Here is a 12,259-nt window from a genome sequence, read left to right as displayed (position 1 = left end):
GCGATATATCGTTTTTTCATCTGAATCCCTCCAATACGATAAGCGTAGCACAAAAAAATCCGCACTCCTACTAAAAAGAGTGCGGATGAAATCATTATTTACCTGATGCTAAGTATGGGAAGAAGCCTTCTAGGAAGCGTTCTGTTGCGGGCATGAAGTATGAGCCAAAGTGATAGTCAGGGTCAAGTGTTGTGACGATCCAACGACCACCTGATGGTAATTTTTCTTCATACATAATCGCGCCACCATCTTCAGTTGAAATTAAAATTTCTGCGTTTTCTGAAGGCCAGAAGCAACCATGTTGGTGCCATGTGCAATCTTCTAACGTTAAGAAATCTTTGAATAATGGGTGTTCTGGAGCTGTTAATACTAAGCCGCTTTTCGCGTCTTTTTCTAACCACCACCAGAAGTTCGTTTCGCGTTCTTCCCATTTTTGTCCCGGAATCCATTCCCAAGGTTGTGGACCGAACGCCACGACTGTACCACCGTTATCCGCGAAATCACGAATTTTTGTGCGCCTTGCATTAATAATTCGCCGTTTAATTGAGATGGTACGATTAAGACATCTAAATCATCAATCGCTGTCGTTAAAAATTCAGGGTGATAAATCAGTTTTGTAATAAATTGATTGATTTTTGGTTCATGGAATGTACGATAATGTGCTTCGTTTCCAGAATAAATAACACCGATTTTTTTCATTATGCTTGCGCCTCCTGTAAACGTGCTGTTTCTTGTTCTAACCATGCAAGAAATTGCGGGCGAATGCGGTCTGTCGTTTTATTTTGACCTGTATAGCCTAGTAAAGGACGTCCGGCGTGCACGACGATTGTACCGTTTGTTGCTGTACGGTCTACGTACGTTACGACGTGGCCGCTTTTAAATGTTAAGTGTACTTCTTGTTCATCTGTAACGTGATAGTGACCACGTGCGAAGAAACCAGCAACACCTTTATTGACCGTCATATCTTCTGTCGAAACACCTTCGAAAATAGGTGTGTTGTTTTGTGGATAGACGTTATAGTCTGTATAGTGTTGGATGCGTTCTGGCATAAATAATGAAGCACCTGGTAGCCATGGGCGGAATAAGTGACCGCAGAACACGATGATTTTTTTCGCTGCTAAAAAGTTTTCAATGACTTGCTTATTAGCATATAAAAACTCTTGGTCGACAAAATTCGGGATAATTAAGACGTTGACATCAGTTAAAATGTCGTTATTTAGCGAATATTGAGGGATTTTTTTGATTTCTAAGGCAGAAACTTTGACCATTTGACCGTTTGCACCGAATGCGTGCCCAGGGTCAATACGTCCAATTGATAAATTCATGCAATAATACTCCTTTTGATTATCATATAGAATGTTTAATTGATAATTGATTGAGAATATCATAATATATTTTCTACAAAAATACCTTAATTTTGTTGAAAAGATGATAATTTCGTGCTTATTCGACAAAAAACATTGAAAATGAAAATGATTATCAATAGAATAAGAGGGAGCAAAAGTTGATTTCAATCATAAATTTAAAGATAAGATATGTAAGTAGGAGGAACAACATGAAGAAAAAATATGGCTTCTTAGCAGCGGCAACGTTAGCGGCAGGGTTACTAGCAGCTTGCGGTAACGACGATGCATCTGAAAAATCAGGATCATCAGCTGAAAAACAAACGACTGCTGAAGAAAAAATGATTCAAGACCAATTAGGGCGTGACGTAACGATTGCGAAAGATCCTGACCGCGTTGTAGTAGGGGGTATTTTACCTTACTTCTCAACTTGGTTCGTTGCAACAAACTCAACGAAAGAAATCGTAGGGATGCACCCAAACTCATACAATGCAGCTTCTAACTCAATGCTTGCAAAAATGTCACCAGACGTATTAAAAGCATCAACAAAATTCATCCAAAATGGTGAAGTAAACGTTGAGGAATTAATGAACGTTGATCCACAAGTATACTTTGAAATTGCGAACGATACGAAGTCTATCGAAAAATTAGATGAAGCCGGTATTCCAACGGTTGCACTTCAAACGGTAGAAGTATCTGATGCAAACCCAGTTGAAACTTTCAACAGCTGGTTAAAAGTAACATCTGAAATTAAAGGCGGCGAAGCTTTAGACCGCGCTGACAAATATATCGATAACGTGACATTAGTAAAAGACGAAATCGACACGAAATTAAAAGATGTGAAAAAAGAAGACAAACCTCGTGTATTAGTACTTCACCAACACTCTGATAAATCAATCGTCGTTGCAGGTCAAAATTTATGGGGCGAGTACTGGGTAAATGAAACAGGCGGTTACGATGTTGTTTCTGGTGATGGCGTTCAAGGTCAAAAAGAAGTCAACATGGAACAAATCTACAAGTGGAACCCAGACATTATTTACATTACAAACTTCACAGAAACACAACCTGAAGATTTATTCGAAAATAACATTTCCGGTCAAGACTGGAGCGACGTAAAAGCTGTTCAAGATAAGAAAGTGTATAAAGTGCCACTAGGTATTTATCGTTGGTTCCCACCATCAGGTGACGCACCACTTATGCTGAAATGGATGGCAAGTCACAACCAACCAGAGTTATTTGATTATGATATGAACAAAGAAATTAAAACGTACTATAAAGATTTCTACAACTATGACGTAACAGATACGGATGTAGAAAAAATCTTACACCCATCTTCTGACGCGGCTAAACAATAGGAGTTGTCGACACAATGAAAAAATGGCAAATCGCCTTAATGTGGCTACTACCGATCGTAGTAGCCATTGTGTCGTTAGGGATCGGTCGCTTTTCTGTCGACCCGATTACTATCGTCAAAATTTTAACGTCGCAAGTATTGCCAATTGATCAAACGTGGACAAATATGGAGGAAACAGTCGTGATGAACGTTCGTTTCCCACGTATTGTACTTGCGTTATTAATCGGTGGTGGCCTTGCGATGGCTGGTGCGAGCTTCCAAGGGATGTTCGGCAACCCATTAGTATCACCTGATATTTTAGGGGTTTCTGCTGGTGCAGGATTTGGTGCTTCACTCGGTATTTTATTTTTCGGTCAAGGTTTAACAGCGCAACTGATTGCGCTTGTATTCGGTTTACTTGCAATTCTGTTTACGTTTTTCGTGGCAGGCAATCGCAAAAGTGCACCGATTTATATGTTCGTCTTAGCGGGTGTCATTACATCGGCACTGTTTAATGCATTAGTATCATTGACGAAATTCGTTGCCGATCCAGAAGAAAAACTACCAGCAATCACATATTGGTTAATGGGTAGCTTAGGGACAGCGACATATCGTGATTTATACATTGCGGGTCCGATTATTTTAATCGGTATGCTCGTACTTTATTTATTACGTTGGCGTTTAAACTTACTAACATTACCTGAAGATGAAGCAAAATCAATGGGTATTCCAGTAACAGCATTAAAATGGGCTGTCATTGCCGGTGCAACAGTTATTACAGCTGCAACAGTCGCTGCTGCGGGTATCGTCGGTTGGGTTGGCTTAATCATTCCACACGTTGCACGTATGTTTGTCGGCAACAATAACCAATTCGTATTACCTGTGTCACTTGCCATTGGTAGTACGTATTTATTAATCATTGATGATTTAGCGCGTAGTTTAACGGCAACGGAAATTCCGTTATCGATTTTAACAGCGATCATCGGTGCACCATTCTTTGCGTATTTATTACGCCGTATGGGAGGTAGCTGGTCATGAAACTAGAAGTCCGTGACGGAAATTTCCACTATATGAAGCGTCGCACGAAGTTACCAAATTTATATGCGAAAAACGTCAATTTCACATTGCAACCAGGCGAGATTTTATCCATTCTCGGTCCGAACGGTGCAGGGAAAACGACGATGCTTAAATGTATTACAGGTTTGCTTGATTGGACAGAAGGCGAAACGTATGTTGACGATCAACCAATGTCTTCAATGAAACGTAAAGAGTTATGGAAACGTATCGGTTACGTGCCACAAGCGCATAAAATGACGTTTGGCTATAAGTTGCTAGACCTTGTCATTATGGGACGTGCACCGTACATTAGTACGTTGTCACAACCATCTAAAAATGACACGCAAGCAGCTCTTGAAGCGTTAGATGTTGTTGGTATTCGCCATCTCGCTGAGAAATCTTGTAATGAGGTCAGCGGTGGGGAATTGCAACTTGCATTAATCGCCCGTACGCTCGTATCAGATCCAGAAGTACTCATTTTAGATGAGCCAGAATCACATTTAGACATTCAAAAACAAATCGTTATTTTACAAACAATTCGTCGTCTGGCGAAAGAAAAAGGTATTTCGTGTATTATTAATACGCACTATCCGAACCATGCCTTTTATTTAGCAGACCACGTATTAATGACGGGTAAAGATAAAGGGCTCGTATTCGGTCCGACACATGAAGTAATGACAGAAGCGCGTATGAAACATTTCTTCGGCATCGAATTGAAAAAAATCATTTTCGAAGAAGACGATTTATTGCTAGAAACGATGATTCCACGCGCATTAGGATTGAAACGTGACATTAGCACATGTAAATTCAACGAAGAACTTCATCCAGAAGAATAATAGAAAGAACGGCGTCCAACAGGGACTCCGTTCTTTTTTTTAATGAATAATGGTAAAATTATACACAGGAGGGGTTGTATGAAAAAAGTAATGAGTTTAGTCGTTGCGGCAAGTTTATTGTTAGCAGCATGTGGAGAAGAAAAGCGTACGACGTTTACAGGCGCGTCATCTAAAATAGGACCTGTCGCATTTGATGAGAAAGAAAAGGCCATTTTATCAGCGGTGGACCAAACGGAACAAAATTTTATTTCTTATGAAGCAAGTCCTGGAGAACAAGTTATATTGAAAAAATATAGTTATCAAAATGGCGAAGTAACAGAGCAAGAAATTGATTTAGATAAGAGTTCAGGCATTATCAATGTCGGTTTCACACTCGAACAAGGACAGTTGGCGTTTAAAATAAATGGCTCTACACATCATTACGGAAACAATGAGCAAAGTGGCTATATGAGTCACCGTATTGATGAAGATGTGGTCCTTTCAACGACACCGACATTGATTGCGACGTATGAAGCAACGTTTAAAGAAGATGGTAGTATGACGACAGAACATCAGCAGCAAGAAGGCCAGCCGTACAAAAAAATGGATCCGACACAATTAGATGATGAGACGATCCTGATTGACATTGTAGCGTATGTAAAGAAAAAATAACGACGCATTTGTCGTTATTTGTCGTAGAAAAATGTAATTATTTGCGAATTATTAATGGATTTATGCATAAAAATATAAAAAACACCGACTCCGGGTAAAAGAAATCGGTGTTAAATACAGTTTATCGCTAACCTGTTTTTAATAATAGCACACATATGACTTGAAGTGAATCATTTTTTAATAAAATTATTAAAAATTTGTCGTTATTTGTCGAGTTTCTATGTATGAAGATGATAGCGACGATAGGACATCTTAAATAGTAGTTTATACAAATATGGACAAATGATATAGCTAAGCGCAACTTGGAAAGGGGTTCATGAGATGAAAAATCCATTTCAATGGGAACATCCGAAAGCATTTGCTTATAATGAAACGATTCGTAAGCGTATTATCGGGTATGAATATTTATTTGCGTTAATGGCTGATGATATTTGCATGCATATGCCAGATGCAGCGCAAGTGATTGTCGTAGGTGCTGGTGGTGGACAAGAACTTTCAACATTGATGCCACTTTTACGATCAGCCCATTTTATAGCGGTTGATCCGTCTGATAATATGTTAGCACTTGCAAAACATCGTTTGATGACGGAAAACATTGCAGGAGAAGTCACTTATATCACGGGGGAATTAGCAGACTATGAAGGTGTCGCAGATATCGTGACATGTCATTTAGTGTTACATTTTCTTCAACAGCCAACACAAAAAGCGCAGCTACTTAAACAAATCGCTCAGCACGTTAAAATTGGTGGCTACGTATATTTGTCAAGCATTAATGGCGATATTGATGACCCGATATTTAAACAGCAACTCGATGCTTGGGGGCGCTTCGCTATTCGAAATGGTGTAAAGCCTCACCATTGGGAAGCATTTGTGCAATCATTCGGTGACACACTGATGCCGATAACGACAGAGTCATTGTACGAGTTATGTGAGACAGCAGGCTTACGCGTTGCACAACAATATTTCCGCGCATATGGCATTGAAGCGTATCGTTTAGAAAGGGTGAGATAATGGGGAAATTCAGTGAATGGCGAGATCAATACGTCGTGTGGCATGCAACAAAGGCACAACTGCCGGTTGGGACAGGAGAAGTGATTTGTCAAAAAGTGCGTTTTAGCGGACGTGTGCAAAAAGTTGGCTTTCGTCTAGAACTGCATACGTTAGCGAGTCGTCTCGGACTTGTCGGGTATGTGAAGAATTTAGCAAACGGCGACGTAGAAGCCATTTTGCAAGGTCATGCGTCGCAACTCACTTTTTTAATGAACCATATGCATCGACTCAAACGCGCGCGTTTACACAAAATAGAAGTATATGATTTACCACTCATTGCCGATGGATATTTTGAAATTGCGTCTTCTTCGTAGAAGGCGTTTTTTCACGTCGAAAAAAGGGAAAATATCATAATAGAAGGAATAGGGAAACAATTGTTAAAAGCTGAGCACAGTTGAGGGCAATGCACGACGACATAGCAGGGTGCAAAAGGAGGCAAAAAACATGTACGATACATTAATCAAGCATGAACAATTGGCAATTGAATTTGTAGAAGAATTAGCGAGACTTACCGAAGAAGATTGGCGTCGACCGATTGCGGAAGGGAAATGGTCGATTGCAGAAATTATCGGGCATTTCGATTTTTGGGATACGTTTTTGTTAACAGAGCGGCTGCCTCATTTTTTCAAACAACAACATTTCCAGCCAGCACCTACACCTGAAACGATTAATGTGCATACCGCGACATTTGCGCGAAATGAACCGCAACAAAGTATTATCAATCGCTTCACACACAATCGTCAACAAATCGTCGATAAAATGAAAGCGCTATCAAAAGAACAGTGGGAAGAACGACTACACATTGGGGACATATCGGTAACGGTGTTTGAATACTTTGTGAGCCAAATGACGCATGACATGCAACACTTTGAACAAATCGAACAGGCAATGAAGGTTAATTAACCAGTAGAGTAGGAAGCCTCTTTTCGTAAGGGGACTTTTTAATGGACATATATTGTAAAAATATTAAAAATGCTTATATAAAAAGTAGACTGAAAATAGCATAAATCATTGACAATTTACGTGTTCTATTTTATTGTTAATTGAGAAAGATTTTCATTATCAAATTTAAATATTCATTTACATACATAGACAGATTTAACTTAAAGGAGCGATTGATATGGACATGTACGATGTGACGATTGTCGGTGGAGGCCCAGCCGGACTTTACAGTGCATTTTATAGCGGCTTACGCGATTTAAAAACGAAAGTGATTGAGTTTCAACCGATGCTCGGCGGTAAAGTAAATATTTTCTTAGAGAAAATGTTATGGGACGTCGGTGGTCAACCACCAATCGTTGCAGGAAAGTTCATTGAAAACCTCGTTCAACAAGCGAAGACGTTTGATCCAACGATTTGCTTAAATGAAAAAGTGACGCACATTCGTAAAGAGGAAGATTACTTCGTGATTACGACACATGAAGGTGCACAACATTTTTCAAAAACAATTGTTATTGCGACAGGTGCGGGCATTTACAACCCAGTGAAATTAGAAATTGAAGGCGCTGAAAAATATGAAATGACGAACTTGCATTATACGATTAAAGATATGAAACGCTTTACAGATCGTCACGTGCTCATTTCAGGTGGCGGTAACGGTGCGATTGACTGGGCTTGTGAGCTATTACCAATTGCGAAAAAAGTAACGCTAATTTATCGTAAAGAAGAATTGTCTGCACACGAAGCGCAAGTGAAAAAACTGCGCGAAGCGGGCGTTGACATTTTATTAAATGCATCATTAACATCACTACAAGCAAATGACGACAAAAATGCGATTGAAGAAGCAATCATTTCACAACAAGATGAAGAAATTGTGATGCCAGTAGATGATGTCATTATTAGCCACGGCTACAACCGCGAAGTATCAATGGCCTTTGACGCAAATATCCAGCCGGACTTAAAAGATGACTATTACTTACAAAGCATCGGTAAATGCCGTACGACAGTACCTGGTATTTTCGCTGCAGGTGATATCGTCACATACGAAGATAAAGTAAACTTACTCGTTGGGACGTTCCAAGATGCGGTATTAGCAATTAATAGCGCAAAAACATATATGACACCAGATGCGAATCAATATGCAATGGTATCATCACATAATGAAAAATTCCGTGAACGCAATCAAGTATTATTTGCGAAATAAATCATCAATAAAAGAGGCTCCGCATTGGCGGAAGCCTCTTTTTTGCATGCAATATCATAGCCAGTTTTGATAATGGTTCGTAGTTAAATAAAGTTTTTGCATTGAAACATAGCGCGTTACAAACGTAAAAGCTACGTTTATGTACTGCATCAATCCAGCTAAAAAGGCACCTTTTTGAACGTTGCTACCGTTCAGCCTCTACAAATGAAACGAATTGGAGTTGTGACGCACTCGTTGGCGTATGTTCGGCAATCGTTTCATAGTACGCATGACCGAACATTAAAAAGTATGAAAAAAATAGAACAATTTTTGTTCAACGTGACAAGTAAGCATGTCTCCTTCAAAAGTTAATGTACTAATAGTACGTGGACATGATGTAAAAAGTTCCATATTAATTAAAAGAAACATCGTCGGCATCATCATTTTTCAGTAAATAGGTTGTACACGCGTCAGATGCCTCGTGTAACACTTGCATGACGCGTTCACCGATGTCTAATATCGATGTAAGAGCGTCACTTTGTTGCCAAACGTCCATGAGTTGTTGTTGGAACTGAACGTAACCGATAAAGCTTTCCATGCGCGCATGAATCGAGCGATATATAATATGTTGACTATGAGCGTCATCGATTTCATCATGCAGTAGAACGAGTTCGAAACAAAAATCGAATAGTTGCTCTGCTTTCTCAATGGCTGCTTCATATTGTTGAAGCGCATACCAACTTTGTGTTGTTAAGTATTGCTCGCCATATTGTTGACGAAGTTGCTGCCTTGCTTTATGTATATGCTGGACGAGGTATTGCATTTGTTCAATATAATGGATGAAAGTCATCGTTCACATCCTTTCTTACTCATAGTGTAGCATAATGCATAAAGTTCGTAAAAAAATGTGTCACATCCAATTTTCATGAATGTCTTTAAAGAATTGAAAATGTGGATAGTGCTGAAACGTCGAATATATATAAACGTCCACGTGCTTTTTTATATGAACTCTCTAGTCTATATAGAAAATAAAAACATATGATAAAATAAAGTGAAAACAAAGGGGGGTTATAAATGAAGTTATATTGGCCTGTTTTAGCGCTCTTATGTTTGTTCCTTGCAGCGTGTGGACATGATGATCAAGCAAAGGTAACACAAAAAACAGAGACGCAAACGCTCACAGCAGACATATATGAACGTATGGGCAATGTGCAAAATGTAGAAAAGCCACCGATGGAACAGTTACAGCATATAAAATTAACGTTAGATGTATCGAACTTTGACGAACTAGATCGTCCTGAAATTGTCGTGGACGAAAATGTACGCACTTTATTTGGGAATGATTATTGGTATGGCTCTTATAAAATGGAAAACGGTCATTATGAATACGAAATGATTGTCGATGCAGCCATTAGTGAAAAACAAATTAAAGAGAAGCTCAAACAAATGCATTATACAGTCATTTGGTACAATGGCGATGATAAACAAAAGAAAAACGGCCATTTCGGTCATTAACAGACGCGCTCTATTATAAAGTGCGTTTTTTAGTGCAAAGGTTTTGTTTCAATAGGAAAAAGTGCTCTTTCTATAAGTGTGTATTGAAAACAAGGACATATTTCGATACGCTTATAGTAAGTGGTAAATATATCCAAAAGGAGTGGGCGTATGTTTAAATTCGGGTACAAAAAAGTAGCACCAAATGAAGCGTTAATTATTTCTGGGAAAAATGTCGGAAAAGAAGGTGAACCAGGCGTCTATATTAAAGATGGTAGGCGACTGCGCGTCGTTCGTGGCGGTACGGTGCTCGTAACACCATTTCAATCAGCAGATTCGATTTCACTTAATTCATTCCAAATCCCATTGAAAGCGGAAGGGATTTTAACGAAAGATGAAGTGCCGATTACAGTTCATGCGACTTCGACGATTAAAGTAGCGGATGAATTGGAATCTGTCATTAAATTTGCAGAGCAATTTATGGGGAAAAAAGATGATGAAATTTCAAAAGAATTACGTGTCATTTTAGAAGGGAAATTGCGCACGACTGTCGCGGAGCAGGAAGCGTTAGAAGTTAATAATGCGCGTGAAAATTTCATTCAAGTCGTTCAAGAAAAGTCGGAAGCGGATTTAAAAGCGATGGGCTTTAACGTCGTCAACTTTTCATTAGACCGCGTATTAGATGCGGATGAATATGATGCCGAACTCGGTTATTTGAAAAACTTAGGTATTACAAAGCTTGCAGAATCGTCAAAACAAGCCCAAAATGCGCGTTCAGATGCCGAGCGTCAAATTGAAGAAAATAAAGCGACGAATGCACAATTAACAGAACGTGCAAAAAGTAGCTCGGATATTGAAATTACACGTCAACGTACGGAATTGCAATTAGAACAGACGAAAGCAGCAAATGATTTAGATCTTGAAAAAACATTGCGTGAGCGTGAGTTAAATGAACAACGTGCTATCGCAAAGCAAGCGTATGAAAAGAAACAAGCAGAATTAGAACTAGACTTAATTGAAAAAGAAACGCAAGCGAAGCGTGAACGCGAAAAAGCGCAGTTAGAATTAAAAGAACTTGCGAAACAACAAGCGGTCATTGATGCGCAAATTATTGCAGAACGTGATGTCATTGCGAATGACGCCCAAGCACGTATTGCAGAGCGTACAGCCGAAGCAGATGCACGCGCAAAACAATTACAATTAGAAGTTGAAAACGATGCGATTGCACGTAAAAATCAAATCGAAATTGATGCAATTCGTGAAAAAGGGATTGCCGAAGCAGAGGCGATTAAAATGAAAGCGGAAGCGATGAAGGAATATGGAGAAGCAGCCATTGCAGAAATGTTAATTAAAGCACTCCCAGACTTCGCGCGCGCAGTTGCTGAGCCACTCGCATCTATTGATAACGTGCAAGTAATGGATTTCGGTGGTGAAGGTGGCGGTGTGCAAAATATCGCGGGCAATACGGTCGGTGTCATGGCGATGGTACAAAAATCGCTAAAAGAAACGACAGGCATTGATGTGAAAGATTTGTTAGAAACGAATGCGTCTTACGGTCGCAATCATTTAGCACCGAAAAAAGAAGTTGAACATGCGTTAGAACCAAACATTCCAGAAGGTGTATCAAACCGTGAAGAGCTAGAATTGTTTGAAACGAACGTCGATGAAGATCGCGATTTATCACGATAAAAGCGAAGTTTTGAGTAAGTTTATATGAAATAAAGGAATTTTCGGAAATCACAATCTTCTTACTACTCAGCACGCTCATTTTGATGTAATCTCAAAGAGACATCAACAGGGGGAGTGCAACATCATGACAAAGAAAATTCATGTGATTCACGAAAATAAAAAATAATTCATTTACAAAAATGATTAAAAGAGCTTGGTTTACCATATGAATTATGGCATTTAGATGAAGGGACAGTTGATTTAACGACTGCACCACCTGAAGGCATTTTTAATAACCGTATGAGTGCTTCTTCTCTCACCGCTATTCACCAGAACTTGCAGGAGCGGTTAGAATGCATGACCATAAAGTATTAAACGGTAGCCACGCACTTGCAATAGAAATGAGCAAAGTGAAGCAATATGCACAACTATCACGTTACGTTATCGTTACACCAAAAACTGTAGCAGCGGTCGGTAGAGACCAAATTGTTGCGCGTCCAGCATAAGCGTTGATTGACCAATTCGAAGCATTTTTAGCAGGTATCGAATTTGTAGTTGATGCGGACGGTCAAGCGTACGCGTATGACGTTAATACGAATACGAACTATAATGCAGATGCCGAAACAGCTTATGGCATGTACGGTATGTTAAAATTAGCGAAGTTTTTAGGCGAAACATTAAAAGAAGCTGAATAATAGATCATAAA

The 12,259-nt window shown here is 39.3% G+C and carries 12 protein-coding genes and 2 pseudogenes; 11 read left to right on the top strand and 3 right to left on the bottom strand.

Going from position 1 to position 12,259, the window contains the following annotated elements:
• Positions 1-94: 94 nt before the first annotated feature.
• Positions 95-699 (bottom strand): annotated as a pseudogene (locus tag KMHG_RS19120) (hypothetical protein).
• On the bottom strand, positions 699-1,325 hold the full coding sequence (locus KMHG_RS11400; protein WP_010289640.1) for a hypothetical protein: 627 nt from the start codon (positions 1,323-1,325) through the stop codon (positions 699-701). The pseudogene KMHG_RS19120 and the gene KMHG_RS11400 overlap by 1 nt, the downstream one beginning before the upstream one ends.
• A 230-nt stretch (positions 1,326-1,555) precedes the next feature.
• Here KMHG_RS11400 and KMHG_RS11395 point away from each other — a divergent pair, with 230 nt between their 5' ends.
• The 8 genes from KMHG_RS11395 (at position 1,556) to KMHG_RS11360 (ending at position 8,412) form a co-directional block, all read left to right on the top strand.
• Positions 1,556-2,698, top strand: coding sequence for an ABC transporter substrate-binding protein (locus KMHG_RS11395; protein ID WP_010289636.1), 1,143 nt, complete (start codon positions 1,556-1,558; stop codon positions 2,696-2,698).
• Between the two features lie 14 nt (positions 2,699-2,712).
• Positions 2,713-3,714 (top strand): FecCD family ABC transporter permease, encoded by a 1,002-nt coding sequence (locus tag KMHG_RS11390; protein ID WP_010289634.1) that lies wholly within the window; start codon positions 2,713-2,715, stop codon positions 3,712-3,714.
• The gene (locus KMHG_RS11385) at positions 3,711-4,568 is read left to right on the top strand and encodes an ABC transporter ATP-binding protein (protein WP_010289633.1); all 858 of its coding nucleotides are present in this window, start codon (positions 3,711-3,713) and stop codon (positions 4,566-4,568) included. The genes KMHG_RS11390 and KMHG_RS11385 overlap by 4 nt, the downstream gene beginning before the upstream one ends.
• A 78-nt stretch (positions 4,569-4,646) precedes the next feature.
• Positions 4,647-5,219, top strand: coding sequence for a hypothetical protein (locus KMHG_RS11380; RefSeq protein WP_010289632.1), 573 nt, complete (start codon positions 4,647-4,649; stop codon positions 5,217-5,219).
• A 321-nt stretch (positions 5,220-5,540) separates the two neighbouring features.
• Positions 5,541-6,230, top strand: coding sequence for a class I SAM-dependent methyltransferase (locus KMHG_RS18465; protein WP_010289630.1), 690 nt, complete (start codon positions 5,541-5,543; stop codon positions 6,228-6,230).
• On the top strand, positions 6,230-6,583 hold the full coding sequence (locus tag KMHG_RS11370; RefSeq protein ID WP_010289629.1) for an acylphosphatase: 354 nt from the start codon (positions 6,230-6,232) through the stop codon (positions 6,581-6,583). The genes KMHG_RS18465 and KMHG_RS11370 overlap by 1 nt, the downstream gene beginning before the upstream one ends.
• A gap of 130 nt (positions 6,584-6,713) precedes the next feature.
• On the top strand, positions 6,714-7,172 hold the full coding sequence (locus KMHG_RS11365; RefSeq protein WP_010289627.1) for a DinB family protein: 459 nt from the start codon (positions 6,714-6,716) through the stop codon (positions 7,170-7,172).
• A gap of 217 nt (positions 7,173-7,389) precedes the next feature.
• Positions 7,390-8,412: an NAD(P)/FAD-dependent oxidoreductase gene (locus tag KMHG_RS11360; RefSeq protein WP_010289625.1), complete on the top strand. Its 1,023-nt coding sequence runs from the start codon at positions 7,390-7,392 to the stop codon at positions 8,410-8,412.
• 391 nt (positions 8,413-8,803) lie between these two features.
• Here the strand turns inward: KMHG_RS11360 and KMHG_RS11355 are convergent, their stop codons facing one another.
• Complete coding sequence (locus KMHG_RS11355; RefSeq protein ID WP_010289622.1) at positions 8,804-9,241, bottom strand: hypothetical protein; 438 nt, start codon at positions 9,239-9,241, stop codon at positions 8,804-8,806.
• 224 nt (positions 9,242-9,465) lie between these two features.
• Between KMHG_RS11355 and KMHG_RS11350 the strand changes: the two genes are divergently transcribed.
• The 3 genes and pseudogenes from KMHG_RS11350 to KMHG_RS18800 form a co-directional block, all read left to right on the top strand.
• Entirely contained in the window at positions 9,466-9,906 is a 441-nt protein-coding gene (locus KMHG_RS11350) for a hypothetical protein (RefSeq protein WP_010289620.1), read from the top strand.
• A gap of 150 nt (positions 9,907-10,056) precedes the next feature.
• Positions 10,057-11,574: a flotillin family protein gene (locus tag KMHG_RS18460; RefSeq protein ID WP_010289619.1), complete on the top strand. Its 1,518-nt coding sequence runs from the start codon at positions 10,057-10,059 to the stop codon at positions 11,572-11,574.
• Between the two features lie 183 nt (positions 11,575-11,757).
• Positions 11,758-12,248: pseudogene (locus tag KMHG_RS18800) on the top strand (hypothetical protein); the annotation flags it as partial.
• Positions 12,249-12,259 lie beyond the last annotated feature (11 nt).

The sequence above is a fragment of the Kurthia massiliensis genome (assembly GCF_000285555.1).
GTDB lineage: Bacteria > Bacillota > Bacilli > Bacillales_A > Planococcaceae > Kurthia > Kurthia massiliensis.
This window is presented reverse-complemented; position numbering and strand designations above follow the sequence as displayed.